The following is a 26,593-nucleotide window of genomic DNA, read 5'->3' as shown; positions in this document are numbered from 1 at the left end:
CGAAAGCGGTGTATCAGTTAAAAAGATATCGACTGACACGACGCCTTCGCGAGCAAGCCCGCTCCCACAGGGGTGTTGCAGTGTCAGGCTTTGGCGGGTTCCAGCGCCAGCTCCACCGCTTCCGGACGCTTGACCATCGCATAGACAACAGCAGTCAACAGACTCCCCGCGACAATCGCCAGCAGATACAGCAACGCATGATTGATCGCATTCGGGATCGCCAGCACAAACAAGCCACCGTGCGGTGCCATCAGTTTGCAGCCGAAGTACATCGACAACGCGCCGGTCAATGCACCACCGGCGATGCTCGCCGGAATCACTCGCAGCGGGTCTTTCGCGGCAAACGGAATCGCCCCTTCGGAGATGAAACACAGCCCCAGCACCAGCGCCGCTTTACCGGCCTCGCGCTCGGTCTGGGCGAACTTGCGGCGGGCGATGAACGTGGCAATGCCCAGCCCGATTGGCGGCACCATGCCGGCGGCCATGGTCGCGGCCATCGGTGCATAACTCTGCGAAGCCAGCAGCCCCACCGAGAAGGCATACGCGGCTTTGTTGATCGGCCCGCCGAGGTCGACACACATCATGCCGCCGAGCAACACGCCGAGCAGAATCGCGTTGGTGGTGCCCATGCTGTCGAGAAAATGCGTCAGCGCCGCGAGCATCCCGGCGACCGGTTTACCGACCACGTAGATCATCACCAGCCCGGTGAACAGGCTGGCGAACAACGGAATGATCAGAATCGGTTTCAGCGCTTCGAGGCTCTGCGGCAACGCCACATAACGACTGATCAACTTGGCCGCATAACCGGCGATGAAACCGGCGACGATCCCGCCGATGAACCCGGCGCCCAGCGTACTGGCGAGCAAGCCACCAATCATCCCCGGCGCCAGGCCCGGGCGGTCGGCGATCGAGTAAGCGATATAACCGGCGAGCAGCGGCACCATCAGCTTGAACGCGGTTTCGCCGCCGATCTGCATCAGCGCCGCCGCCAGCGTGCCTTCTTCCTTGAACGCGGTGATGCCGAAGACGAACGACAAGGCGATCATCAGACCCCCGGCCACCACCATCGGCAGCATGAACGAAACACCGGTCAGCAGGTGTTTGTAAACGCCGGTTTTCTCTTGCTTGGCCGGCGCCTTGCCGTCGCTCGCAGCGCTCTCCACCTGAGCTTCGGCGAGGGCTTTTTTCAGCGTCGCTTCGGATTGCTTGAGGGCAATGCCGGTGCCGCAACGGTAGATTTTCTTGCCGGCGAAACGCTCGGTGGCGACTTCGATGTCGGCCGCCAGCAACACCACGTCAGCCTCGGCAATCGCCGTTGCGCTGAGCGGGGTTTTCGCGCCGACCGAGCCTTGGGTTTCGACGTGCAGTTCATAGCCCAGACGCTTGGCCGTTTGCTGCAACGCTTCGGCCGCCATGAAGGTGTGGGCAACACCCGTCGGGCACGCGGTGATGGCGACGATGCGCGGGGCACGTTGCGCAGCGGCAACCGGGACAGCTTCGCTGGCGAGGTAAACTTCGGCCTCTTGCGCACCACGGCGCAGCACCGCTTCGACATCCTGCAGCGCTTGCGCCGGGGCGATGCGGAACACGCGCTTGCCGACGAAACGGCGCATGTCGACGTCACCGGTGGCAACCAGCAACACCCACTCCGCCGCTTCAATGGTGGCAGCCGACAATTCGCGCTCCGGGTGCGCCGCATCGACCACTTCAACGCTGGTGCTCCAGCCCTGACGCTGGGCCGCCGCGTCCAGCAGACGGGCGCACAGCACACTGGTGACCATGCCGTTCGGGCAGGCCGTGACAATGGCTAATTTCATGACAAACCCTCTTATTGTTCTGTCAGGGGACGCACGCGTACGCCCTGTTCGAGCTGCGCCAGTTGCGCCGCATCGTTGATGCCGAAACCGATCTGCGTCACCGCCATCGCGGCAATCGCCGTGGCCGTGCGCAGGGTCTGCTCGGGCGTATCGGCACTGAGCAGACCGTGGAGCATGCCGGCCAGCAACGAGTCACCGGCACCCACTGTGCTGGCGACCGTAACCTTGGGCGGCGAGGCATGCAGCGCCGAGCCGACGCTGAACCAGTTCACACCGTCGGCACCGTGGGAGATCACTACGTGCTCGATACCCTTGGCGTGCAGGCACGCCGCAGCCTGAGCTTCGGCGGCGTGCGAAACCACATCGCAATCGAGCGCATCGGCGAGTTCTTCAGTATTCGGCTTGATCAGCCACGGACGCCCTTCAATGGCCGCGCGCAAAGCTTCGCCACTGCTGTCGAGGGCGACTTTCAGGCCGAGACCGTTCAGGCGTTCGATCAACTCGCGCAACCATTGCGCGCTGACGCCACGCGGCAGACTGCCGGCGACCACCACCGCGTCATGCCCCGGAGCGATCTGCAGCAGACGCTCAAGCAACGCCTGCTGCGCCGTCGCGTCGACCACCGGCCCCGGGCCGTTGATGTCGGTGATGCGCCCGTCGTGCTCGGCGACCTTGATGTTGCTGCGCGTCTCCCCCGGCACGCGAATGAACGCATCGACAAAGCCGCGCTTGGCGAACAGGGTTTCGAAGGCTTGCAGATTGTCTTCGCCGAGAAAGCCGCTGACCGTCAGTTGATGCCCGAGGTCTGCGAGTACCTGGGCGACGTTCACGCCTTTGCCGGCGGCGTGGGTGTGCATCTCGTCGCTGCGGTTGACCTGACCGGCCTCCAGGCGTGGCAGCTCAACCGTGAGGTCCAGCGCCGGGTTGAGGGTCAGGGTGAGAATCTTGGCCATTACAGGGCCTCCACTAATGCACGCACTTCGTTCGCGCTGCCCACGGTGAGGGCTTGTTGAGCAAGGGTTTGCGCCTGGGTCAGGCTGAGTTCGCGGATGCGCGCCTTGACCTCGGCGATGCTGCGCCCGGACACGCTCAGCTCATCGACACCGAGGCCGACCAGCACCGGCACCGCCAGCGGATCTGCCGCCAGCTCGCCGCACACGCCGACCCATTTGCCATGGGCATGCGCGGCGCGCACGGTGATGTCGATCAGTTGCAGCACCGCCGGGTGCAGGCCGTCAGCCTGGGCCGAAAGCGTCGGATGACCACGGTCGATGGCCAGGGTGTATTGCGTCAGGTCGTTGGTACCGACGCTGAAGAAGTCGACTTCCTTGGCCAATACCGGCGCCAGCAATGCAGCGGACGGTACTTCGATCATGATCCCCAGTTGCAGATCAGCGACCGGGATTTCCAGGCGCAAGCGCTCGGTCATGTCGCGGGCCTGACGCCACTCTTCAACACTGCCGACCATCGGGAACATGATCCGCAGCGGACGGTTGTCCGCCGAACGCAGCAAGGCGCGCAGCTGCGCTTCCATGACCTGCGGACGCTGCAAGGTCAGGCGAATGCCGCGCACGCCGAGGAACGGGTTTTCCTCCTTGGCGATCGGCCAATACGGCAGCGGTTTGTCACCGCCGACATCGAGGGTGCGCACCACCAGCGGGCGTCCGGCGAGGCCGTCGAGAACGCGACGGTATTCGGCCTCTTGAGTGGCTTCGTCTGGCGCTTGCGGGTGGGCCATGAAAATCAGTTCGGTGCGCAGCAGACCGATGCCTTCGGCTCCCTGCTCGACCGCAGCGGTAACCCCGGCGCTTTCACCGATATTGGCGAACACTTCCACGGCGTGACCGTCAGTGGTGTGCGCCGGTTGATGACGTTGTTCGGCGGCAGCCTTGAGGCGCTGCTCGCGGGTGTCGCGTTCTTCGGCGGCACGTTGCAGGGTCGCGGCATCGGCGTCGACGTGCAGGCGACCGCGCTGGCCGTCGAGCAGCAACGGCGTGCCCGGTTCCAGCAGCAACACCGCAGCGCCAGCTCCGACCAGCGCTGGAATCCCGAGAGCACGGGCGACGATTGCACTGTGCGCCGTGGCGCCGCCGCGAGCGGTGAGAATCCCGGCCACACGGGCCGGATCGAGCCGCGCCACATCGGACGGGCCGACCTCGTCCATCACCAGAATGTACGGCTGCTCGGGCTCGTTCGGCGTTTGCACACCGCAAAGTTGCGCCAGCACCCGGCGGCCGATGTCCCGCAGATCCGCCGCCCGCTCAGCGAGCAACGCGTCCTGCAGCGATTCCTGTTGTTTGGCTGCCGCTTCGATCACCGCCATCCACGCCGCTTCGGCGCTTTCGCCCTGCTTGAGACGGGTGTCGACTTCGTCGGTCAGTTCCGGGTCGTCGAGCATTTCCTGGTGGGTGATGAAAATCTCGCGAATCGCCTTGGCCTTGCTGCGTTCGATCAGGCCCTGGATGTCACTGCGCACATCGCTCAACGCTTGCTTGAGGCGCTCGCGCTCGATGGCCGCGGACTCACCACGCAACGGGTAATCGATAGCCTGCTGCACCTGAATGTGCGCCGGGCCGATGGCGATGCCCGGTGCCGCCGGGATCGCCTGCAACTGCGCGCCGGACGCCGGGGCGATCAGCACTTCGGCGATATCAGCGATGGCTTCGCGTTGCTGACTCACGGCCGGCAGCGGTTCGACTTCTTCACCAAGGCCTTCTTCGATAGCGGCCAGCAATGCGGGCAAGGCGTCGGCGGCGATGCTCGGTTCAGCGATCAACTCCAGCACCTGACCACGGCGGGCGCCGAGGCTCAGCAGTTTGCTCAGGCTTTTTACCGACACGGCGCTGTCCGCGCTGTCGACGATGCGCACGCGGATTTCACCGTCGAAACTCTTCGCCAGTTGCGCAAGGATCTTCGCAGGGCGTGCATGCAAACCGTGGGCGTTGGCCAGGGCAATACGTGCGCTCGGCCAATCGGCGGGCAGTTCGCCGCCGAGCACTTCGAGGACTTTACGACTGCTGGTGGCGCGGCCCAATTCATGGCCGCGCCCTTCGATGAGGAGCGCGCACAGACGTTCAAGCAGCGCCTGATGCGCCTCACCCAGACTGGCCAGACAGAACAGACCGCTGAGCGGCTGCCCGAGGTAGCGCATCGGTTTGTCCGGGGTGACGAAGGCCAGGCCCGGACGTTTCACGGTCTGCTCGCTGTGCAGCCACCACAGGCCATCGCCCAGTGGCAGCGCTTCGACTTGTTGCAACACACCGGCAAAACCGTTGCTCACACAATCAGCCTGACGCAACAGACGCGCGCCACGCCAGACCAGTTCTTCGAAATCGTCAGCCGACACGCCGAGGCCGATCATCTGCGCATCCAGCGCCAGTTCCTGTGGCGCGCCTTGCAGCAATTTCAGCAGCGCCTCGGGAGAACTGGCGCGACGCAGGGCCTGACCCAGATCGGTCTCGCCCAGGGCGCGGGTCAGCAACTGCAGCAGACGCAGGTGTTCGTCGGATTTGGCGGCGATGCCGATCGCCAGATAAACGATCTGGCCGTCGCCCCAGTCCACACCCTCGGGAAACTGCATCAGCCGCACGCCGGTGGCGAACACCTGATCGCGGGTCTCGGGCGTACCGTGAGGGATGGCGATACCCTGGCCGAGAAAGGTCGAGCCCTGGGCTTCCCGGGCCTGCAATCCAGCGAGGTAGCCATCGGCGACCAGGCCATCGGCCACCAGATGATGGGCAAGCAATTGCAGGGCGGCGGGTTTATCCACAGCCGATTGGCCCATGGATATCTGCTCTATAGTGAGCTCGAGCATGCGATCTCCTTTTTGGCACATGGATGCGCCAGGATATTGTTTTGAATGGTCACAGCTTAGGCGCTGGTCAGCCTGCTTTTCAGCGGCAGTTTTGGCGGTTTCACGGCAGAACCGGCCAAAGGCGTCTAAAACGTAGAAAATACGCTTGCTGAAACGTTTAATCTAGATTGATCGGCACGTTACTCGATAATGTCTCATCCTTGAAGTCCAACTTGTCGGATGCGCTGCGACAATAGTCGTCTGCCCGAATCGGGTAGGATTGGCGAAAATGTGGCGGCAAGCTCGAAAAAACAAGGAAATCCCGGGTTGAAACTCAGTGATATCGCGCGGTTGGCCGGAGTGTCCGTGACCACCGCCAGCTACGTCATCAACGGCAAGGCCGAACAGCAACGCATCAGCAACGCCACGGTCGAGCGGGTGCGTGCGGTCGTCGAACAGCACGGCTTCACCCCCAACCCGCAAGCGGCCGGGTTGCGCAGTCGGCACACGCGCACGTTGGGTTTTATTCTGCCGGACCTGGAAAACCCCAGTTACGCGCGGATCGCCAAACTGCTGGAGCAAGGCGCGCGGGCGCGTGGCTATCAGTTGCTGATTGCCAGCTCCGACGATGCGCCGGACAGCGAGCGCCAGTTGCTGCAACTGTTCAAGGCGCGCCGCTGCGATGCGCTGATCGTCGCCAGTTGCCTGCCGGCCGGTGACGACAGCTATCGCCAGTTGCAGGCCAAGGGCTTGCCGATCATCGCCATCGACCGGGTCATGGAACCCGAGCACTTCTGCTCGGTGATCAGTGACGACCGCGAAGCCAGCCTGCACCTGACCCAGAGCCTGCTCGATCCGCAGCCGAAACAGATCGTGCTGCTCGGCGCGCGTCCGGAGCTGAGCATCAGTCAGGAACGTGCGGCGGGCTTCAAGCAGGCGCTGGTCGAGTTCAAAGGCGAAGTGCTGATCGAGCACGCCGAGTCCTTCAGCCGCGAATGCGGCAAGCAATTGATGGAAGAACTCCTGCAACGCCTGGGGCATTTGCCGGATGCGCTGGTGACCACGTCCTACGTGCTGTTGCAGGGCGTGTTCGATGCGCTGCATGACTTCCCGCTCAAATCCCGCCCGCTGCGTCTGGGCACCTTCGGTGACACGCAATTGCTCGACTTTCTGCCGCTGCCGGTCAACGCCATGGCCCAGCAGCACCAGTTGATCGCCGACAAGGCGCTGGAACTGGCGCTGGCCGCCGTCGAGCAATCGCAATACAAGCCTGGCGTGCAGGCCATCGCCCGTACCTTCAAGCAGCGTATTCATCGGGACTGAACCGTGGAGCTGATCGACAGCCACACCCACCTCGACTTCCCCGACTTCGACGCCGATCGCTCGGCCTTGCTCGCCGAAAGCCGCGCCCTCGGGGTGCGGCGGATGGTGGTGCTGGGGGTTTATCAGGGCAATTGGCAACGGGTGTGGGAGCTGGTGCAGAGCGATGCCGACCTGTACGCGGCATTCGGCCTGCATCCGGTGTACCTCGATCAGCATCAACCCGAAGATCTACGCGCACTCGGCGACTGGCTGACGCGGCTACGCGGCCATCGGCAACTGTGTGCGGTGGGCGAGATCGGCCTGGATTACTTCATCGAAACCCTCGACCGCGAACGCCAGCAGGCGCTGTTCGACGCGCAGCTGCAACTGGCGGCAGATTTCGAACTGCCGGCGCTGATCCACGTGCGCCGCAGCCACGCCGCGGTGATCGCCACGCTCAAGCGCTTTAAGCTCAAGCGCGCGGGCATCATCCACGCGTTCGCCGGCAGCCGCGAAGAAGCACGCGAATACATCAAGCTCGGTTTCAAACTGGGTCTGGGCGGCGCGCCGACCTGGCCGCAGGCGTTGCGCATGCATCGGGTACTGGCGGATCTGCCGCTCGATTCGATCGTGCTGGAAACCGACTCCCCGGACATGGCCCCGGCGATGTTTCCCGGAGTACGCAATACCCCTGCGCACTTGCCGGCGATCTGTGCAGCACTGGCCGAGTTGATGAATGTCAGTGCAGAACGACTGGCCGCCGCCAGCACCGCCAACAGCTGCGAAGTGTTCGGCTGGTAATCAGTCGCCGTGGGCCTTGGCCGCCTCGAGGATCAGGGTCATGTGCTGGCGATGATGAACAAAACGCAGCAGCGCGAAGTACACGAAAAGCACGATCAGTGATGCATTCAACTGTTCCGTCACGTTGAGCAGCCCGATCCATTCCATGACCAACGCCACCAGCAGCGCGGTGCACACCGTGACTGACGCGCTGAAGCGCAGCAATCCGAGAGAGTCGAGAGATTTGAAGCGTTTGATCTGCACCGGACAGCGCAACTCCAGGGTTTTCTGGCAGTGATTGCAGGTAAACGGTTCATTGATTGCGATGGCATTGAGTTGCCAGGGTTTGAGCACCTGCGTGGTCTGGCAATGAGCACAACGGCCCTGAACTCCCAGGGTTACAACGGACATTCGCGGCCTCCTCAGCGCAACTAACTGATCAGGGATACTGGCTCAATAATGACGAAAAGCCAGCCGCCGGAAGAAAACAGGAATTGGCTTACAAGCGTAAGCATCAATGCATTACAAAATGTTCTGACATCTGCCCTGCTCCAGCCCTGTGGTGAGGGGATTCATCCCCGATGGACTGCGCAGCGGTCCCTGATCACTTACAGGCTTGGGAGGACGCTATGCGTCCCATCGGGGATGAATCCCCTCGCTACAGGATCTTCCGCTGCGTCAGGACTTAGACGCGGAACGCGCTGATCAGCTGTTTCAGTTCCACCACCTGCGCTGACAACGCTCGGCTGGCGTCCTCCGTCTGGTGCGCCCCCTGGGCCGTGCGCTCGCCGGCGCGGTTGATCTCGACGATGTTCTGGTCGATGTCATGGGCCACCGCAGTCTGTTGCTCCACGGCGGCAGCGATCTGCTGGTTCTGATCAACGATCATGCCTACCGCGCCGAGGATGTTTTCCAGCGCCTGCTGGACCTTTTCCGACTGCCCGACCGTGCCGTTGGCCATCTGATGGCTAATGCCCATGGCCTTCACCGCAGCGCCCACGCCGCCATGCAGCTTGCTGATCATCTGCTCGATTTCTTCGGTCGATTGCTGAGTGCGCTTGGCCAACGTACGCACTTCGTCCGCCACCACCGCAAATCCCCGGCCCTGCTCTCCGGCGCGGGCGGCTTCGATGGCGGCGTTGAGCGCCAGCAAGTTGGTCTGCTCGGCAATGCTCTTGATCACTTCCAGCACGCGGCTGATCGACTGGCTGTCGCTGGCCAGCTGGTTGATCACCAGCACCGATTGATCGATCTCACTGGCCAGCGCAGCAATGCTGCCCTGCTGCGACTCCACCAGTGTGCGACCGCTGACGGTTTCATCGTTGACGCTGTGCGCGCTGCTCACCGCTGCCGCTGCGCTGCGTGCAACTTCCAGCGAGGTCGCCGACATCTGGTTCATCGCGGTCGCCACTTGCTCGATCTGCGTGCGCTGCCCGGCCACCGCCTGATTGCTTTGCGCCGAGACAGTTTCCACCTGCTCGGCCTGGCGCTCGACCTCAGCCACGGTCTGCCCGACTCGTTCGATCAGGTCGTGGATTTTCCTCACGGTGCCGTTGAACACCTCACCCAGCTCGCCGAGTTCATCGCGGCTGTTGGCCTTGAAATTGACCGTCATGTCACCGGCCGCGACCTTGTCCATCATCGCGCCCAGGCGCTTGAGCGTGGTGCGGGTCGAGGCGTAGAACCCGCCGTAGAGATAGAAAATCAGCACGAACACCACCGCCAGCGCCACCGCCTGCAACACCATGTGCGTGCGGTTTTGCGCCAGGCGCTGCTGCAGTTGGGTATCGAGGAATTTCAGGGTCGCGTCATTGAGCTGGTAGGTCTGCGCCATCAGTCCGGTGACCTGATCGTAGAACGCCTGCCACGGGGTATCGAGGGTCTCGGCCACCACGACTTTCGCCTCAAACAGTTCACTGGCCTGTTTGAGCGAAGCCTTGCTGCTGTCGGCCGGCGCGCTGAGGCTGACGCGCGCGGCCTGGCTGGAGTCGAGGGCGTCCTGCAGTTTCAACGCGTATTCAGCCTGGAGCTTTTCGATCTGCGCCAGCAACTCGTCGAAACGGCTGCTCGACGAACTGTTGAGAAAGCCCTGCCCCAACGAATACGAACCGATGGCCCGACCTTCGCCGAGAGTCTGGGTCACGGCCGGAGTGATATTGGTGAGCAGCTCGCTGAGCTGGCGGATGTCGCTCTGGTTGTCGCGGCTCAGACCGGCCTGACTGGTGACGATCTGGCTGAAGATCTGCGCATTGCCGAGCAGTTTGCCGATCATCGCGCTTTTGCTTTGCAGGGAGCTTTCCGCCTGTTGAGCCTTGAACGCGCTGATCATTTCATCGCGTTTGCCGTCGAACAGTTTGATCTGCTCGGGATCGTCGGTCATCGCCTGCAAACCTTGCAGGCGCGCCAGCACGGATTGCTCCAGGCTGCTGATCTGCGCTTCGAGGTTGTCGGCTTTGCCGGACTGGCCGAGGGTGACGTTGATCTGCACCAGATTGTTCAGCGTTTCCAGATCCCGGCGCAGGCTCAGGCTGCTGCCCAGCAGGTCGAGGCTCTGCAATTCGACCCGGGTGCCCTGGAATTCGCGATAGGAATCGCGCACCAGATAAAAATTGGTCACCAGCATTGGCACCAGGAACAGCACGCTGATCAAGCTGAACTTCATGCCGAAGCTCAGACGGTTCATCAGCGAGACGGCGGGATAGAGCAAGCTCTTCACTGGAAGTCTCCCTTGGCTTTTCTTGTTTTTATTGGCAGGCGCGGGGCGACAGCAGATAGCCACTATCGGGCGCTGTCTCTGTATAGCTCAAATCGGGGAGAGGTTTTGTAACTTAAGGTTAACGACTACGCTGCGCCGGTCACTGACCTGTGGCGAGGGGATTTATCCCCGATGGGCTGCGCAGCAGCCCCATTAAGATATTGGGGCCGCTGCGCGCCCCATCGGGGATAAATCCCCTCACCACAATGAATTTCACGGGCGAGTATCAGTGAATCAACACTGTCCACAAGGCAAACCCGGCATACCACAACACCGCCGCGCGCAGCAGCAGTTCCCACAGGCAATCGAGGGTGTTGATGCCTTCAGGCCCGACCACCGGCGGCGGGATCTCACCCGCTGCCAGCCCGACCTTGTTGATCAGCTGCGCGGCGCTGATGTTCCAGTTCAGCAGCTCATGCAACATCACCCGGCTGACCGCGACGAAATTGCCGACCAGAGCCAGACTGGCGGCGAGCAAGCGCACTGGCAACCAGTCAAAGGCGTGACGTAACTGTCCGGCACGTTCGGCGAGCGCCGGGTTCTGGCTGTGTTCTTCCGCCAATGCGAGCAAGCGATAAGCCAGCGCCGCGACCGGACCGAGCACGAAGTACCAGAAGATCACCGCGAAGAAACTTTGATAGGCCTGCCACAACAGGTGCCCTTGGACCCGATCCAGCAATTGCTCACCACTGTCGGCACAGATATCCAGATCACGCTTGGCCACATGCGCGGCGGCTTGGAGGTCTTCGCGACGCCATGCGTCACGAAACGGCCCGAGACCGCCGAGCAGATCACCGCGCCCCAGCGCATAAATCACCACCAGCAAATGCACCGGCAAGGCCAGCAAGCCGTACGCAACGGGTTCCAGTACCACCAGCAACAAGCCGAGCAGCGCCACCGGCAGCAACACCAGAATCGTCAGCACCAGCCATGGTCGCTGGGCCAGGCGCGCGCTGGTTTCGAGTTTGTGCAGTTCGCGGATCCATCCGCCATCGCGTTGAACCCGATGGCGCAGGGCCGAGAATTTCTCGATCCAGACCGCCAGCAGTAACACCAGAAAACTCATTGTCCTTCCTCTTGTGCCAGGGCTGCGCGGTAACGCGCCCAGTCGAATGCCGGGCCAGGATCGGTCTTGCGCCCGGGTGCGATGTCGCTGTGCCCGCAGATACGGGCGCCGGTGATAGCCGGAAATGCTGTTTGCAGCTGACGCGTCAACGTGATCAGCGCCTGATACTGCGCATCGGAAAAGGGCAGATCATCAGTGCCTTCGAGCTCGATGCCCACGGAAAAATCGTTACAGGTTTCCCGGCCTTCGAACATCGACACGCCAGCATGCCACGCCCGCTCAAGACAGGAGACAAACTGGGTGACGCTGCCGTCACGTTCGATCAGAAAATGCGCCGAGACGCGCAGGTCGGCAATCCCTGCAAAATAGGGATGCTCGGTGACATCCAGACGATTCTGGAAAAATTCCTGCACCTTGCCGGTGGCGAACTGCGCCGGCGGCAGGCTGATGTTGTGGATCACCAACAGGGAGATTTCGCCCGCAGGGCGTTCATTGAAGTTGGGCGATGGGCAGACCTGTACCCCGTGACACCACCCGCTAGCGGGATCCAACTGCATACCGATTCCTTCAACGCCGACTGTGTTGGCGCCCAGTATGCCGTGATCGGGCCCCGGCGCGCGATCACTTGCCGCGATTGAGTCGCCGCAGATTGCCAAGCACCGACTCCAGCGCCCGATCGAACAGCAAGGTGTCATCCAGCGCCCGCACCGCGCCACGGCGGAACTCGAGGGCCAGATCGACGCGGCTGCGCTCCAGCACCTTCATCCCGGTGCGGTCGACGAACACGTATTTGCCGGTGGCTTCGATGATCGCTGCCAGCTTGCAGCGCAGGCTGTGCTCGTCATCTTCCTGGAACGCCACCCAACTGCCCAGGCGCAGTTGCTCCAACTGACGCAGCCCCGGGTCGTCATGCGCCAGGCCGCTGGCATTCACGCCGATCGCGCCCTCGTCGGCGCTACGCAGGGTGATGTGCTGCGACACCTCCACCAACGCCGGCGCATCGGCCGGCGGCTGCTCGGTGAGCGGTTCAAGCACCCGCACATGCAGCGCTTCCAGCTCGCTGAAAAATTCGCTGGTGGCGAACGGATCAAACGCCGAACTGCTCAGGCCATCACGCAATGATTTGAGCAAGCCTGGCACCAGCGCCAGCAACTGCAGATCGGCGTCCACCTCGTCGTGACGCTGTACGCTCCAGATCAATTGCTCCATGGTCTGCACATCGGCCTGCCATTCAGCGCAGTGGTCGCCATGTTTGAGGCAGGTCAGCAGCAGCACTTTGCTCCACGCATCACGCACAAAGGTCACCACCGACGGCGGCAGGACTTTACCCAGCAACGCCTGGTTCAGCACATGCTCGACTCGCTGCCGAGCCAGTTCAGTTTTCGCCCGCCCTTCCTCGGCATCGCGCAAACGCTGCTCCAGCAACTCGCTGCGCCGCCGCTCATCACTGGTGAACGCCAGGAAATCGGCGAGCAACTCGGAGAAAATCGCCGGGTCGTCGACGAAGTCGCTCAACAGGCGCTGCACCACTTGTTCGATGCGCAGATACAGGCTGTCACGCGCCTCGCCATTGCAATCGCCCCAGCCCATGGCGGCATCGGCGATTTCATTGAGCAGGCGCCGCGCCGGGTGGCTGCTGCGGCTGAAGAAACTCTTGTCGAGTACTGCCACCTTGAGCATCGGAATCTGCAAACGCGCGATCAACGCCTTGAGCGAATCCGGCAGGTTACGGTCTTCGAGGATGCAATCGAAGACCATGGCGATCAGGTTGATCACGTCTTCATCCGCGCCGTCGACAATGCGTGATTTGCCGCTCCTCACGCTGACCCGCGTCAGCAGCTGCTCAAGCTGATTGCGCAGATCGAAATCGTCCTGCGCCGCCAGTGCCGGGACGTATTGCTGCAAGTGTGAAAGCAGGCGCAGTAGATCGCGGGTGCTGATCGGTTGCGCCGCCGCACTCGGCTCCAGGGTCGGCGCGACGCTGCCGCGCACGTGCAGCAGCAGTTCCTGCAACGCGGCGAAGACTTCCTGCACGCCTTCGTCGGCGGGCGCGGGTTCGTCACTCTCTTCGCTGCTGATGCTTGCTGCCGCACGCTCGATTGCGCGGCGTGCGGGGGCCGGTTTCAACTCAGGCAACACGCCGGTGGCGACCAGCAATTGATTGGCTTCGGCATACAACTGCTCGGTATCGGCCAGCACGTAGCGTTCGAACAGTTTGAGCAGGATCAGCTTGACCTTGATCTCCACGCCCAGGTTACGTCCGGCCTGCAGAAAGAACTCGCAAAGCATCGCCGGGCCGAGCGGATTGTGTTGGTTATCGAAATCCTTGCCCAGCAACACGTTGAGCCGCGCAGTCAGTTGATCAAGAGCAAAGCCATCACGCTTGAGCACCCGCCCGACCATGGTCTCGACCGCCACGCTGCGTTCCATGTCATCGGTACGCGGTGCCGAATCCTCGAATATCAGCGTGCCGGACAATGTGGGTTGCACGACTTCGTATTGAATCAGCGCGACAAAGGCTTCGAAGAATTGCTCGAGAAAACCCCGTTCGATGTTTTTGCGCTTGAGGCGCAGGTCGCGCATGGCTTCGAAAAAGATGTTCTGCTCGACATCGTTGCGCGCTCGGTCGGCCATTTCGAACAGGGTGTCGTCGGCATTATCGAACAACTCCTGCAAACCGTGGCGCAGTTGCTGGGCGGCCTTGTCGCGGACCTGAAGCAGAATCACAGGCAGGCGGGCGAGCGGCGAATGATTCGCCTGATCGGTAGCGGCCTTGTGCAAAGGCACTACATTCCCGTCGTTGTGCATCCAAGCCTCCTGAAACGGTGATTCCACTGGGCAGTTACCGCGCAATTCCCTGTGGGAGCGGGCTTGCTCGCGAAAGCGGTGTGTCGTTCGCCAAAACTGTCACTGACAAACCGCTTTCGCGAGCAAGCCCGCTCCCACATCGGCGTCAAAGCCATGACGTCAAATGCAAGGCGGATTATCTTGCAAAACTTGTCCCCGGCGCTATAGCCGTCAGGGTTTCCCCTATGCCGTCGCACCTTGCAGTGACCACGAAAAACCGCGCTTTGCTCACAGGAAATCGACCAGTTGCAGTCAGGCACGCGCGTTCTCGCCTTGGGTTGGCTCTCGCCATGCCCCTATAATCGGCGCACTTAGTTTGTGGAGCCCGTTATGCCGAATCTACGTCTCGCCGATCTAACCGCCGAAATCGAAGCCAACGTGCGCCGTGCGTTGCTCGAAGATGTCGGCAGCGGCGACATCACCGCACAACTGATCCCGGCCGAACGTCTGGCCAAAGCCACCATCATCACTCGCGACGAGGCGGTTATCTGCGGCACGGCGTGGGTCGACACGGTGTTTCGCCAGCTCGATCCGCGCGTCGCGGTGCACTGGCAGGTACGGGACGGTGAACGGGTCAAACCCAACCAGCCGTTGTTTCATCTGGAGGGCCCGGCCCGTTCGTTGCTGACTGGCGAACGCAGTGCGCTGAACTTCCTGCAACTGCTGTCCGGCGTGGCCACGCGTGCGCAATATCTGGCGGACTTCGTGGCGCAAACCCAGGTCAAGCTGCTGGATACCCGCAAGACCTTGCCGGGCCTGCGTCTGGCGCAGAAATACGCAGTGACCTGCGGTGGTTGCCACAACCACCGCATCGGTCTCTACGACGCGTTCCTGATCAAGGAAAACCACATCGCCGCCAGCGGTGGCATCGCGCAGGCCATCGCCGCCGCGCACAAGATCGCGCCGGGCAAACCGGTGGAAGTCGAAGTGGAGAGCCTGGAAGAACTGAAGGAGGCGCTGACTGCCGGCGCCGACATCATCATGCTCGACGAACTGAGCCTGGATGACATGCGCGAAGCTGTCCGCTTGAACGGCGGCAAGGCCAAACTGGAGGCCAGCGGCGGTATCAATGAAAGCACACTGCTGCCGATCGCTGAGACCGGGGTGGACTACATCTCGATCGGGGCGATGACCAAGGATGTGAAGGCGGTGGACCTGTCGATGCGTCTGAGCCTCTGAGGCTGTCACGCCATAAAAAACGCCAGCCCGATTGAGGCTGGCGTTTTTGTTTCAGACCACCAGATTATTCATCTCGCAGTACTCGTCCCACTCGACGCCCAACACCTCGGCCGCCTCCTTGTGCAGCTCCAGGCGCTTGGCCTCAAACTCTTCAGGGGTGCTGGTGTACTTGAGCGTCAGCTCCCACGGCTGCAAGCCCTGGGCTTCGGCTTCGTCCTCGAACGCCCACTGGATCTGATCTTTCTGATCATCAGGGCTCAGGTCCTTGATCTCTTCTTTCAAGTCCGGTACGTCCAGAATGTACTTTGCCAACGCTTGTTCGTGTCGTTGCTCTTGAGTTAATTCGGTCATGGCGTTCTCGCTGATCGTAAGAATGGAGGATGGATCTGGATCATCAAGGATCTCTCTGACGCGGATTGTCCGGCCTTCGGAACCATTCGGGATCATCTGAAAACTGCTAAGCGATGCTCATGCAGGCACCGAATATAGGACGTTTGCATGACGAATTACACGGCTCTTTACATCTCTCGCACAAAAACTTTGACCTGGGAGACACAAATCGGGGAATGAGGAGGATGGTGCCCGAGACAGGAATCGAACCTGCGACCTTCGCGTTACGAGTGCGCTGCTCTACCGGCTGAGCTACACGGGCGGTGGGCTAAACCTAGCACCGGTCTTGAAGTCCGGCAACTTCAAAGCCTGTACCGGTATTTCGCAGACAAAAAAATGCCCCGCCGTTTTCACGGCGGGGCATTTTCATTGCGCTAAAGCTGTGGGCTGATTAAACGCCCGAAGCCTTGGCCGCTGCCACGTCTTTGATGGACAGCTTGATACGGCCGCGGTTGTCCACGTCCAGTACCAGCACTTCCACTTCCTGGCCTTCTTTCAGGATGTCGGTGACTTTCTCTACGCGAGCGTCGCTCAGCATCGAGATGTGCACCAGACCGTCCTTGCCCGGCAGGATGTTGACGAATGCGCCGAAGTCGACGATGCGTTCAACCTTGCCGACGTAGATCTTGCCGATCTCGGCTTCTGCAGTGATGCTCAGAACGCGCTGACGAGCAGCCTCTGCGGCATCCTTGGTTTCGCCGAAGATCTTGATCGAACCGTCGTCTTCGATGTCGATCGAAGCCTTGGTTTCTTCGCAGATCGCACGGATGGTCGCGCCACCTTTACCGATAACGTCACGAATCTTGTCGGTGTCGATCTTCATCGCGATCATGGTCGGAGCGTTGGCCGACAGTTCGGTACGCGACTGGCCGATGATCTGGTTCATCTGGCCGAGGATGTTCAGGCGCGCTTCCAGGGCTTGGCCCAGAGCGATTTCCATGATCTCTTCGGTGATGCCCTTGATCTTGATGTCCATCTGCAGCGCGGTAACGCCTTTGGCGGTACCGGCTACTTTGAAGTCCATGTCGCCCAGGTGGTCTTCGTCACCCAGGATGTCGGTCAGGACGGCGAACTTCTCGCCTTCTTTAACCAGACCCATGGCGATACCGGCAACCGGTGCCTTCATTGGCACACCAGCGTCCATCAGGGCCAGGGAAGCGCCGCAAACGGAAGCCATCGAGCTCGAACCGTTGGATTCGGTGATTTCCGAAACCACACGGATGGTGTACGGGAACACGTCAGCGGCCGGCAGCATGGCCGAAACGGAGCGACGGGCCAGACGGCCGTGACCGATTTCACGACGACCAGCGCCACCCATGCGACCACACTCGCCCACCGAGAACGGAGGGAAGTTGTAGTGCAGCATGAACGGGTCTTTTTTCTCGCCTTCCAGGGTGTCCAGCAGCTGTGCGTCGCGGGCAGTACCCAGCGTCGCGACTACCAGAGCCTGGGTTTCGCCACGGGTGAACAGCGCCGAACCGTGAGTCTTAGGCAGAACGCCGACTTCGATGTTCAGCGGACGTACGGTGCGGGTGTCGCGGCCGTCGATACGTGGCTTGCCGTTAACGATGTTTTCGCGAACGGTGCGGTATTCGATTTCGCCGAAAGCGGCTTTGACGTCAGCAGCAGAAGGCTGGCCTTCTTCGCCGGACAGCTTGGCAACGACCTGGTCTTTCAGCTCGCCCAGACGTGCGTAGCGGTCAGCCTTGACGGTGATGGTGTAAGCCTGGGAGATCGCTTCGCCGAACTCGGCACGGATCGCGCCCAGCAGTTCGGTGGCTTCTGGAGCCGGAGCCCAGGTCCAGGTTGGCTTGGCAGCTTCAGCGGCCAGTTCTTTGACGGCGTTGATCACCACCTGGAACTCGTCGTGAGCAAACAGTACCGCGCCCAGCATCTGGTCTTCGGTCAGCTCTTTGGCTTCCGATTCAACCATCAGTACGGCGTCGGAGGTGCCGGCAACGACCATGTCCAGGCTCGAAGCAGCTTGCTGCTCGTAGGTCGGGTTGAGCAGGTAGCCGGTGCTTTCGTGGAAAGCGACGCGAGCGGCGCCGATCGGGCCGTCGAACGGAATGCCCGAGATGGCCAGGGCAGCCGAGGTACCGATCATCGCAGCGATGTCCGGATCGGTCTTCTTGCTGGTGGAAACGACGGTGCAGACAACCTGCACTTCGTTCATGAAGCCTTCCGGGAACAGCGGACGGATCGGACGGTCGATCAGTCGGGAAGTCAGGGTTTCTTTCTCGGAAGGACGGCCTTCACGCTTGAAGAAACCGCCAGGGATCTTACCGGCAGCGTAAGTCTTTTCCTGGTAGTGAACGGACAGAGGGAAGAAGCCCTTGCCTGGATCGGCTTGCTTGGCACCGACTACGGTCACCAATACGCTGACGTCGTCGTCAACGGTGACCAATACTGCGCCGGAGGCCTGACGGGCGATACGGCCAGTCTCGAGGGTAACGGTCGACTGACCGAACTGGAATTTTTTGATTACCGGGTTCACGGTGTCCTACCTTCTTTGTGGCTCTTGGGGGAACTGGTTTCTTGCGAAATTCTTGGGCAATGTCGGGAATCGGCCCGCTGACTGTCCGGGTAAAACGGTAGTGCAGATAAAACTTGAGGCTGGGAGCCTGCCAGCCACCAGCGGAAAACCGCTGATGCCTGACAGACAACCAACCTCATAGCGCAATCGCTGATTAGCGACGCAGACCCAGGCGGCCGATCAGAGCGCTGTAACGGCTCAGATCTTTGCCTTTCAGGTAATCCAGCAGCTTACGACGCTGGTTTACCATGCGGATCAGACCACGACGGGAGTGGTGGTCTTTACCGTTGGCCTTGAAGTGACCTTGCAGTTTGTTGATGTTGGCGGTCAGCAGTGCAACTTGCACTTCTGGCGAACCAGTATCACCAACAGCTTGCTGGTAGTCGGCAACGATTTGAGCTTTTTCTTGAACGTCGAGAGCCATGAGGCAATCCTTTTATCAGGAAACTGTTTCAAAAACAGTTTCAACAGGCCAGGGACAAATCCCTGTATCTATAAATGAGTAGTGACCGTGCCTGTTAACAGCCACACTCGTTCGGTCATTCTGACCGAATCAGTCGACGCGGCGCGATGCGCCCGTCTTCGCTCACTTCACCGATACCGATGAAGCGACCATTGTGATCCTGTACCCGTACCATGCCGAACTTCGGAGCATCCGGGGCGCGTACCGGCTGGCCGTTGAGCCAGTAGAACGCACTCGCTTCGGAGAAGTGCAGCAGCGGCCAATCCTGCAAGCCGCTGTCCGATGGCATCAGGAAGCGGTCGACCGCTTCGTTGCCGCCTTCGGCATGTACCGCTTCCAGCTCTTCGAGGGTCACAGTCTGCGCCAGGGTGAAAGGCCCGGCCTGGGTACGACGCAGTTCCGCGACGTACGCACCACAACCGAGTTGCTCACCGATATCCTCCACCAGGGTGCGGATATAGGTGCCCTTGCTGCAATCCACCGCAAGACGCGCAGTATCGCCTTCGAAGGCCAGCAATTCCAAGCGCGCAATAGTAACAGAACGCGGTTCGCGCTCCACTACTTCGCCTGCACGGGCCAGCTTGTAGAGCGGCTGACCGTCACGCTTGAGTGCCGAGTACATCGGCGGTATCTGACTGATTTGCCCACGAAATTTCGGCAGAACCGCTTCGACATCGGCGCGACCAACGGTCACCGGGCGCTCCTGCAAAACCTCACCCTCGGCGTCCGCCGTGGTAGTGGTCTTGCCCAGTTGCGCCAGGGTTTCGTAACCCTTGTCGGAATCGAGCAGGTACTGCGAGAACTTCGTTGCCTCGCCAAAGCACAGCGGCAATACACCGGTGGCCAGCGGGTCGAGACTGCCGGTGTGACCGGCCTTCTCGGCGTTGAGCAACCAGCGAACCTTCTGCAACGCGGCGTTGGAGGTGAACCCCAGCGGCTTGTCGAGCAGGATGATACCGCTGACGTTACGACGGATACGTTTGACCTGAGCCACCGAATTACTCCTTGGTGTCTTCAGGTGCAGCGGCCAGGTGCTGATTGTCCTCAGCCACGGCGCGCTCGATCAGGGCCGACAGATGCGCGCCACGCACGACGCTTTCGTCGTAGTGGAAGTGCAATTGCGGCACGCTGCGCAGCTTCATTTCACGGGCCAGCTGCATGCGCAGGAAACCTGCGGCAGCGTTGAGCACCTTAATGCTTTGCGCGATGTCTTCAGCGTTGTCCTGCCCCATCACGGTGATGAAGATCTTCGCGTGACCGACGTCACGGCTGACTTCCACAGCGGTAATGGTGACCAGGCCGACGCGCGGATCTTTGACTTCACGACGGATCAGCTGGGCCAGCTCACGCTGCATCTGATCGCCGATACGTTGGGTACGGCTGTATTCTTTTGCCATGATTTTGTTACCTGTTACTGCCCCACGGTGAAACCCGCAAGGTCTGAAAGCGGCAAACGCCCGGCCTGACAAAAGCCAGACCGGGCGTTGCGTTTAGAGTCCTGACGCCGTGGCGCGCATCTGCATGCGGCGGCTCGGCGTGGCCCTTGAAGTGCGCGAGTCAGAGGCTGCGAGCAACCTGAACCTTCTCGAAGACTTCGATCTTGTCACCGACTTTGACGTCGTTGTAGCTCTTCACGCCGATACCGCATTCCATGCCGGCACGTACTTCGGAAGCGTCATCCTTGAAGCGGCGCAGGGATTCCAGCTCGCCTTCGAAGATAACGATGTCTTCACGCAGTACACGGATCGGACGGTTACGGTGCACAACACCTTCGATCACCATGCAACCGGCGATCGCGCCAAACTTCGGCGAACGGAACACATCACGCACTTCGGCCACACCCAGGATGTTCTCGCGAACATCGCTGCCGAGCATGCCGGTCAGGGCTTTCTTGACGTCTTCGATGATGTCGTAGATCACGTTGTAGTAACGCATGTCCAGACCTTCCTGCTCGACGATCTTCCGTGCGCCAGCATCGGCACGCACGTTGAAGCCGAACAGTACAGCGTTGGAAGCCAGTGCCAGGTTGGCGTCGGATTCGGTGATACCACCGACACCGCCACCGACTACGCGCACTTGCACTTCGTCGTTGCCCAGGCCGTTCAGAGCGCCCTGCAAAGCTTCCAGCGAACCACGGACGTCGGATTTGAGGACGATGTTGAGCGTCTTCTTCTCTTCCTGGCCCATGTTTTCGAAGATGTTTTCCAGCTTGCCGGCGTGAGCGCGAGCCAGTTTGACTTCGCGGAACTTGCCTTGACGGAACAGAGCCACTTCACGGGCTTTCTTCTCGTCGGCAACCACGCTCATCTCGTCGCCAGCGTCCGGCGTACCGTCAAGACCCAGGATCTCGACCGGAATGGCCGGACCTGCTTCCTTGATCGGCTTGCCGTTCTCGTCGAGCATGGCGCGCACGCGGCCATAGTTCGAGCCGACCAGCACCATGTCGCCTTGACGCAGCGTACCGTCCTGAACCAGAACAGTGGCTACCGGGCCACGGCCCTTGTCCAGACGCGATTCAACGACAACACCACGGCCAGGAGCCGATGGAGTGGCGGTCAGTTCGAGAACTTCGGCCTGCAGCAGAACCGCTTCGAGCAGTTCGTCAACGCCGGTACCCATTTTCGCCGAAACCGGTACGAATGGAGTGTCGCCGCCCCACTCTTCGGAAGTCACGCCGTGAACCGACAGTTCGCTGCGGATGCGATCGAGGTCGGCACCCGGCTTGTCGATCTTGTTCACCGCAACCACCAGAGGAACGCCAGCCGCCTGAGCGTGCTGAACAGCCTCGATGGTTTGTGGCATCACGCCGTCGTCCGCCGCAACCACCAGGATCACGATGTCGGTCGCCTTGGCACCACGGGCACGCATTGCGGTAAACGCAGCGTGACCAGGGGTGTCGAGGAACGTCACCATGCCGCGGTCGGTTTCAACGTGGTACGCACCGATGTGCTGGGTAATGCCGCCGGCTTCGCCCGCTGCTACCTTGGCGCGACGGATGTAATCGAGCAGGGAAGTCTTACCGTGGTCAACGTGGCCCATTACGGTCACGACTGGCGCACGGGAAACTGCCTCACCTTCAAACTTCAGGGACTCGGCCAGGGAATCTTCCAGGGCGGTGTCGCTGACCAGGGTCACTTTGTGGCCCAGCTCTTCAGCTACCAGTTGAGCAGTTTCCTGATCGAGTACCTGGTTGATGGTCGCTGGAGTGCCCAGTTTGAACATGAACTTGATGATTTCAGCAGCTTTGACCGACATCTGCTGAGCGAGATCGCCAACAGTGATGGTCTCGCCGATCTTCACTTCACGCACGACAGGACCGGTAGGGTTCTGGAAACCGTGAGCGTTGCGTTTTTTCAGCTTGGCCTTGCCGCGACCACCACGACGGAAGCCATCGCTTTCTTCGTCGGTAGTGCGTGGCGCCACACGTGGAGCCGGCGCTTTTTCTTTGACCGATGCGCGATGCGGAGCGTTTTTGCGCTCGCCATCGCCACCACCGCCGCGACGATTGTTATCGTCGGCACGTGGCTTGTCCGGACGGCGCTGTTCGTCACGCTTGCGAGTGTCGGCAGCCGGCGCAGCAGCAACCGGCGCGGCGTCGCGCACGGGTTCAGCGACTGGCGCAGGTGCTGCAACAGCTTCGGCAGGAGCGGACGGCGCAGCAGCAGGCTGGCGACGCGCTTCTTCTTCAGCGCGCTGCTTGGCTTCTTCTTCAGCCTTCTGACGAGCAGCATTTTCTACTGCGCGACGCTCTTCCAGTTCACGCTTGCGCTCGGCTTCGATTTCTTCCGGGCTACGCTGTACGAAAACTTTCTTCTTGCGAACTTCAACGCTGATGCTCTTGCTACCAGCCACACGCAGGGTGCTGGTGGTTTTACGCTGCAGCGTGATCTTGCGTGGTTCTTCCACTTTCGCCTTGTGGCTGCTCTTCAAGTGAGTCAGCAGGGATTGCTTCTCACTGTCAGTCACATTTTCTTCGGCGGCGGTGTGCGGCAGACCTGCCTCACGCATCTGCTGCAACAGGCGCTCTACCGGTGTTTTGACCTCATCGGCCAGTTGTTTCACCGTGACTTGCGTCATGCACTTCTCTCCTCAGGCCGCGCCTAATTACTCGAACCAGTGGGCTCGGGCGGCCATGATCAACTTGCCGGCACGATCATCGTCAATGCCGTCGATGTCGAGCAGGTCGTCAATAGACTGCTCGGCCAGGTCTTCGCGGGTAATTACGCCGCGCACCGCCAGTTCCATCGCCAAATCCTTGTCCATACCCTCAAGCGAGAGCAGGTCTTCGGCCGGATGGGCGTCTGCCAGCTTTTCCTCAGTAGCGATGGCTTTGGTCAACAAACGATCCTTGGCACGAGCGCGAAGCTCGTTGACGATATCTTCGTCAAAGCCGTCGATGTTGAGCATTTCTTCCAACGGTACGTAGGCAATCTCTTCCAGGCTGGTGAAGCCTTCATCTACCAGCACCTGAGCCAGTTCTTCGTCGACTTCCAGCTCGTCGATGAAGTTGCGCAGGATGTCGCCGGTTTCTGCTTGCTGCTTAGCCTGGATGTCCGATTCGGTCATCACGTTCAGGGTCCAGCCAGTCAACTGGCTCGCCAGACGCACGTTCTGACCACCTCGACCGATGGCCTGAGCCAGGTTGTCTGCGCCAACGGCGATGTCCATTGCATGGGCATCTTCGTCAACGATAATGGCCGCCACTTCTGCCGGCGACATGGCATTGATCACGAACTGCGCCGGGTTATCGTCCCACAGGACGATATCGACACGCTCGCCACCCAACTCGCCCGACACGGCCTGGACGCGCGAACCGCGCATACCGATGCACGCGCCCTGCGGGTCGATGCGCTTGTCCTTGGAACGGACAGCGATCTTGGCACGCGAACCCGGATCACGGGACGCCGCCATGACTTCGATCAGGCCTTCAGCGATTTCCGGCACTTCGATACGGAACAGCTCGATCAGCATTTCCGGCGCGGTACGCGACAGGATCAGCTGCGGGCCGCGGTTCTCGGTGCGGATTTCCTTGAGCAGTGCACGCAGACGCACACCGACACGGAAGGTTTCGCGAGAAATGATGTCTTCACGGGCCAGCAACGCTTCGGCGTTGTTGCCCAGATCGACGATCACGTTGTCGCGGGTGACTTTCTTCACGGTGCCGGAGATGATTTCTCCCAGGCGCTCGCGATAGGCGTCGACCACTTGAGCGCGCTCGGCTTCACGCACTTTCTGCACGATGACCTGTTTGGCGGTCTGTGCTGCAATGCGGCCGAACTCGATGGATTCGATCTTTTCTTCGACGACGTCGCCGACCTTGGCGCCCGGATGCGTTTCGGCAACCTTGCTTGGCCAGGTTTCGATCGCAGGATCGTCGAGATCATTCTCTTCGACGACTGTCCAGCGACGGAAAGTCTCGTAGGAACCGGTGTGGCGGTTAATTTCCACACGCAGGTCAACTTCGTCTTCAAAACGCTTTTTGGTAGCAGTGGCCAGAGCCAGCTCCAGCGCTTCAAAAATCACGCTTGCCGGTACGCCCTTTTCATTGGATACCGACTCAACAACCAGCAGTACTTCTTTGCTCATCGTACGCCTCGCCTTTCGCAAGCCATTGGATCCGCGGGATCCGCGTCTCAGTCAAAACTGGGAATAATGTTGGCCTTGTCGATCATATCGATCGGCAACAGGAATTCATGGTCTTCTACCTGCACCACGACATCCTGTTCTTCTACACCGCGCAGAAGGCCCTGAAAGTTGCGTCGACCTTCAAAAGGCGAGCGCAGCTTGATCTTCACTTGTTCACCGGCAAATTTTGCAAACTGCTCAAGAGTGAACAGTGGGCGTTCCATGCCAGGCGAGGAAACTTCGAGGGTGTATTCAACGGAGATCGGATCTTCAACATCCAGGACACCGCTGATCTGACGGCTGACAATGGCGCAATCGTCCACCAGCACGCCACCCTCTTTATCGATATAAACGCGCAACATCGAGTGACGACCTTGAGCCGAAAACTCGATACCCCAGCATTCATAGCCTAGGGCCACGACCACCGGGGCCAACAAGGCCTGCAACTCTTCTAGCTTGCTCGACACCTGAACCCCCTCGTGCATGTAAATGCATGCGCTGCAAAATAAAAAAATGGGCGAAACGCCCATCCTTGAAACGCCGTCGAACATCGGCGTAGAAAGTGTCCAGCTAACAAAAAGCCCCTGAAAAGGGGCTCCTTAAACTGGTTGCGGGGGCCGGATTTGAACCGACGACCTTCGGGTTATGAGCCCGACGAGCTACCAGACTGCTCCACCCCGCGACAAAGCTGGGGCGGAAGTATACGACCGATCCCTTATAGGGTCAATGTAACCTTCCACCTGCAAGAAAGCCCGCGACAGCGGGCTCTCCTGACTAATTGGTACCGAGAAGGGGACTCGAACCCCTACACCCTATGGGCACAACCACCTCAAGGTTGCGTGTCTACCAATTCCACCACCTCGGCAAAACTACGTTTGAAACCCTTCTTACTTCTGCTCTTGAGCTGGAGGTACGTCAGTCGCTGGAGTAGCCGACTTTTGCTCTTGAAGCACCGGGACATCATCAGAAGCCGGTTGTTGTTGCTTAGGTACTTCCAACACTGCTGGATCTGGCAAACCTGCTTGAGTCAGCTGATGAGCCTTCTCTTTAGCAAAGTAACCTAACCCCAAGCTGGTTATGAAGAAACCGGCGGCAAGTATAGCAGTAAACTTACTAAGAAAGGTAGAGGAACCTTGGCTTCCGAACACAGTATTTGAAGCACCTGCTCCGAAAGACGCGCCAGCGTCCGCACCCTTACCCTGCTGCAGCAAAACCAGAGCAACTACGCCCAATGCACCCAGCAGATGAAAAACGACTACGACTGTTTCCAGCATTTTTTCAGTTTCCCGCGGCGCGACAAATCGCACCGAACTCATCTGCATTCAGGGAAGCTCCACCAATGAGCCCCCCATCGATATCCGGCATGCCGAACAGTTCGACCGCATTGGCCGCCTTCACGCTGCCGCCGTATAGAAGCCGCACACCTCGTGCGACTTCAGAATTCTCTGCCGCCAACTGCTCGCGAATGGCTTTATGCACATCCTGAGCCTGTTGCGGCGTTGCAGTCAGTCCGGTACCAATGGCCCAGACAGGCTCGTAAGCAATGACTGCCTTGGCAAAGGCACCAACACCCAGCTCCTCGATGATGCTGCCCAGCTGACGCCCGACAACTTCAAGAGTTTTTCCGGCTTCGCGCTGCTCGAGGGTTTCCCCTACACACAACACCGGAATCAAGCCACATGCCTGTGCCGCTGCGAACTTGCGATTCAGCATCCCGTCTCGCTCGCCCATTATCTGGCGGCGTTCGGAGTGCCCGACAAGTACCAGGGAACAACCTGCATCCACCAACTGACTCGGTGCAATTTCACCGGTCAATGCACCTTGCATGGATTCCACCGCAGAATTCTGCGCACCGACCGAAATCGATTTTCCTTTCAAGCCATCAATCACTTGATTGATATGCAAGCAAGGCGGGAATACCGCGACATCAACACCGCTTGGCAAGGCCAGATGACGAAGGCCGTTGATCAGCTCAGCGACGCTGGCGCGGGTACCGTGCATCTTCCAGTTACCAGCTACCATAGGGCGACGCATGCTGTA

At 60.4% G+C, this 26,593-nt stretch carries 21 protein-coding genes and 3 tRNA genes; 3 read left to right on the top strand and 21 right to left on the bottom strand.

The window, feature by feature from the left end:
• Positions 1-83: 83 nt before the first annotated feature.
• From QMX91_RS02760 to ptsP, 3 genes are read right to left on the bottom strand one after another with little or no spacing between them, the layout of a single operon-like run.
• A complete protein-coding gene (locus QMX91_RS02760; protein WP_282412202.1) occupies positions 84-1,817 on the bottom strand; it encodes a PTS fructose-like transporter subunit IIB in 1,734 nt (577 codons plus the stop codon).
• 11 nt (positions 1,818-1,828) lie between these two features.
• Positions 1,829-2,770 (bottom strand): 1-phosphofructokinase, encoded by a 942-nt coding sequence (pfkB, locus tag QMX91_RS02755; protein WP_282412201.1) that lies wholly within the window; start codon positions 2,768-2,770, stop codon positions 1,829-1,831.
• The gene (ptsP, locus tag QMX91_RS02750; protein ID WP_282412200.1) at positions 2,770-5,631 is read right to left on the bottom strand and encodes a phosphoenolpyruvate--protein phosphotransferase; all 2,862 of its coding nucleotides are present in this window, start codon (positions 5,629-5,631) and stop codon (positions 2,770-2,772) included. The genes pfkB and ptsP overlap by 1 nt, the downstream gene beginning before the upstream one ends.
• A gap of 306 nt (positions 5,632-5,937) precedes the next feature.
• Between ptsP and cra the strand changes: the two genes are divergently transcribed.
• Positions 5,938-6,933, top strand: a complete 996-nt coding sequence (gene cra / locus QMX91_RS02745) for a catabolite repressor/activator (protein WP_027610792.1) — start codon at positions 5,938-5,940, stop codon at positions 6,931-6,933.
• Between the two features lie 3 nt (positions 6,934-6,936).
• A complete protein-coding gene (locus tag QMX91_RS02740) occupies positions 6,937-7,713 on the top strand; it encodes a TatD family hydrolase (protein ID WP_097090477.1) in 777 nt (258 codons plus the stop codon).
• Here the strand turns inward: QMX91_RS02740 and QMX91_RS02735 are convergent, their stop codons facing one another.
• The 5 genes from QMX91_RS02735 to QMX91_RS02715 all read right to left on the bottom strand — a co-directional run bounded on the left by QMX91_RS02735 (position 7,714) and on the right by QMX91_RS02715 (position 14,321).
• Positions 7,714-8,103, bottom strand: coding sequence for a hypothetical protein (locus tag QMX91_RS02735; protein WP_135294939.1), 390 nt, complete (start codon positions 8,101-8,103; stop codon positions 7,714-7,716). It abuts the gene before it with no gap.
• Positions 8,104-8,377: 274 nt separating this feature from the next.
• On the bottom strand, positions 8,378-10,408 hold the full coding sequence (locus QMX91_RS02730; RefSeq protein ID WP_282412199.1) for a methyl-accepting chemotaxis protein: 2,031 nt from the start codon (positions 10,406-10,408) through the stop codon (positions 8,378-8,380).
• Between the two features lie 265 nt (positions 10,409-10,673).
• Positions 10,674-11,513, bottom strand: a complete 840-nt coding sequence (gene ampE, locus QMX91_RS02725) for a regulatory signaling modulator protein AmpE (RefSeq protein ID WP_098967162.1) — start codon at positions 11,511-11,513, stop codon at positions 10,674-10,676.
• On the bottom strand, positions 11,510-12,070 hold the full coding sequence (gene ampD / locus QMX91_RS02720) for a 1,6-anhydro-N-acetylmuramyl-L-alanine amidase AmpD (protein ID WP_027610787.1): 561 nt from the start codon (positions 12,068-12,070) through the stop codon (positions 11,510-11,512). Before ampD ends, ampE begins: the two co-directional genes overlap by 4 nt.
• Before the next feature lie 64 nt (positions 12,071-12,134).
• Positions 12,135-14,321 carry a DUF1631 domain-containing protein gene (locus QMX91_RS02715; protein WP_135294937.1) on the bottom strand — a complete coding sequence of 729 codons (2,187 nt, stop codon included), beginning with the start codon at positions 14,319-14,321 and terminating at the stop codon, positions 12,135-12,137.
• Positions 14,322-14,690: 369 nt separating this feature from the next.
• Between QMX91_RS02715 and nadC the strand changes: the two genes are divergently transcribed.
• Entirely contained in the window at positions 14,691-15,539 is an 849-nt protein-coding gene (nadC, locus tag QMX91_RS02710) for a carboxylating nicotinate-nucleotide diphosphorylase (RefSeq protein ID WP_027610785.1), read from the top strand.
• Positions 15,540-15,590: 51 nt separating this feature from the next.
• Here nadC and QMX91_RS02705 read toward each other — a convergent pair whose 3' ends face one another.
• From QMX91_RS02705 to tpiA, 13 genes are all read right to left on the bottom strand, one after another.
• On the bottom strand, positions 15,591-15,890 hold the full coding sequence (locus QMX91_RS02705) for a DUF6388 family protein (RefSeq protein ID WP_098967158.1): 300 nt from the start codon (positions 15,888-15,890) through the stop codon (positions 15,591-15,593).
• 225 nt (positions 15,891-16,115) lie between these two features.
• Positions 16,116-16,191, bottom strand: a tRNA-Thr gene (locus QMX91_RS02700).
• A gap of 129 nt (positions 16,192-16,320) precedes the next feature.
• Positions 16,321-18,426 carry a polyribonucleotide nucleotidyltransferase gene (gene pnp, locus QMX91_RS02695; protein WP_007961443.1) on the bottom strand — a complete coding sequence of 702 codons (2,106 nt, stop codon included), beginning with the start codon at positions 18,424-18,426 and terminating at the stop codon, positions 16,321-16,323.
• Positions 18,427-18,619: 193 nt separating this feature from the next.
• A complete protein-coding gene (rpsO, locus tag QMX91_RS02690) occupies positions 18,620-18,889 on the bottom strand; it encodes a 30S ribosomal protein S15 (RefSeq protein WP_003221553.1) in 270 nt (89 codons plus the stop codon).
• A gap of 115 nt (positions 18,890-19,004) precedes the next feature.
• Positions 19,005-19,922: a tRNA pseudouridine(55) synthase TruB gene (gene truB / locus QMX91_RS02685; RefSeq protein WP_024011571.1), complete on the bottom strand. Its 918-nt coding sequence runs from the start codon at positions 19,920-19,922 to the stop codon at positions 19,005-19,007.
• Between the two features lie 4 nt (positions 19,923-19,926).
• Entirely contained in the window at positions 19,927-20,325 is a 399-nt protein-coding gene (gene rbfA, locus QMX91_RS02680; RefSeq protein ID WP_003221549.1) for a 30S ribosome-binding factor RbfA, read from the bottom strand.
• A gap of 160 nt (positions 20,326-20,485) precedes the next feature.
• Positions 20,486-23,005, bottom strand: coding sequence for a translation initiation factor IF-2 (gene infB / locus QMX91_RS02675; protein ID WP_139055473.1), 2,520 nt, complete (start codon positions 23,003-23,005; stop codon positions 20,486-20,488).
• 27 nt (positions 23,006-23,032) lie between these two features.
• On the bottom strand, positions 23,033-24,514 hold the full coding sequence (nusA, locus tag QMX91_RS02670; RefSeq protein WP_003221546.1) for a transcription termination factor NusA: 1,482 nt from the start codon (positions 24,512-24,514) through the stop codon (positions 23,033-23,035).
• 47 nt (positions 24,515-24,561) lie between these two features.
• A complete protein-coding gene (gene rimP / locus QMX91_RS02665) occupies positions 24,562-25,020 on the bottom strand; it encodes a ribosome maturation factor RimP (RefSeq protein ID WP_007973115.1) in 459 nt (152 codons plus the stop codon).
• A 138-nt stretch (positions 25,021-25,158) separates the two neighbouring features.
• Positions 25,159-25,235 (bottom strand) — tRNA-Met (locus QMX91_RS02660).
• A 97-nt stretch (positions 25,236-25,332) separates the two neighbouring features.
• Positions 25,333-25,418 (bottom strand) — tRNA-Leu (locus QMX91_RS02655).
• Positions 25,419-25,440: 22 nt separating this feature from the next.
• Entirely contained in the window at positions 25,441-25,827 is a 387-nt protein-coding gene (gene secG / locus QMX91_RS02650) for a preprotein translocase subunit SecG (protein WP_027610782.1), read from the bottom strand.
• Positions 25,828-25,831: 4 nt separating this feature from the next.
• Positions 25,832-26,587, bottom strand: coding sequence for a triose-phosphate isomerase (tpiA, locus tag QMX91_RS02645; RefSeq protein WP_008088336.1), 756 nt, complete (start codon positions 26,585-26,587; stop codon positions 25,832-25,834).
• Between the last annotated feature and the right edge of the window lie 6 nt (positions 26,588-26,593).

It is taken from the genome of Pseudomonas sp. PS01299, assembly GCF_029960145.1.
Taxonomy (GTDB): Bacteria; Pseudomonadota; Gammaproteobacteria; order Pseudomonadales; family Pseudomonadaceae; genus Aquipseudomonas; species Aquipseudomonas putida_A.
The sequence above is the reverse complement of the archived record's forward strand: the minus strand, read 5'-3'. Positions and strand labels throughout refer to the sequence as shown.

Coding starts and splice junctions, on each gene's coding strand:
- nusA (WP_003221546.1), bottom strand. CDS start 24,514: ATGAGCAAAGAAGTACTGCTGGTTGTTGAGTCGGTATCCAATGAAAAG.
- ampE (WP_098967162.1), bottom strand. CDS start 11,513: ATGAGTTTTCTGGTGTTACTGCTGGCGGTCTGGATCGAGAAATTCTCG.
- secG (WP_027610782.1), bottom strand. CDS start 25,827: ATGCTGGAAACAGTCGTAGTCGTTTTTCATCTGCTGGGTGCATTGGGC.
- pfkB (WP_282412201.1), bottom strand. CDS start 2,770: ATGGCCAAGATTCTCACCCTGACCCTCAACCCGGCGCTGGACCTCACG.
- tpiA (WP_008088336.1), bottom strand. CDS start 26,587: ATGCGTCGCCCTATGGTAGCTGGTAACTGGAAGATGCACGGTACCCGC.
- rpsO (WP_003221553.1), bottom strand. CDS start 18,889: ATGGCTCTCGACGTTCAAGAAAAAGCTCAAATCGTTGCCGACTACCAG.
- QMX91_RS02760 (WP_282412202.1), bottom strand. CDS start 1,817: ATGAAATTAGCCATTGTCACGGCCTGCCCGAACGGCATGGTCACCAGT.
- QMX91_RS02735 (WP_135294939.1), bottom strand. CDS start 8,103: ATGTCCGTTGTAACCCTGGGAGTTCAGGGCCGTTGTGCTCATTGCCAG.
- nadC (WP_027610785.1), top strand. CDS start 14,691: ATGCCGAATCTACGTCTCGCCGATCTAACCGCCGAAATCGAAGCCAAC.
- ptsP (WP_282412200.1), bottom strand. CDS start 5,631: ATGCTCGAGCTCACTATAGAGCAGATATCCATGGGCCAATCGGCTGTG.
- QMX91_RS02705 (WP_098967158.1), bottom strand. CDS start 15,890: ATGACCGAATTAACTCAAGAGCAACGACACGAACAAGCGTTGGCAAAG.
- rbfA (WP_003221549.1), bottom strand. CDS start 20,325: ATGGCAAAAGAATACAGCCGTACCCAACGTATCGGCGATCAGATGCAG.
- infB (WP_139055473.1), bottom strand. CDS start 23,005: ATGACGCAAGTCACGGTGAAACAACTGGCCGATGAGGTCAAAACACCG.
- QMX91_RS02715 (WP_135294937.1), bottom strand. CDS start 14,321: ATGCACAACGACGGGAATGTAGTGCCTTTGCACAAGGCCGCTACCGAT.
- ampD (WP_027610787.1), bottom strand. CDS start 12,070: ATGCAGTTGGATCCCGCTAGCGGGTGGTGTCACGGGGTACAGGTCTGC.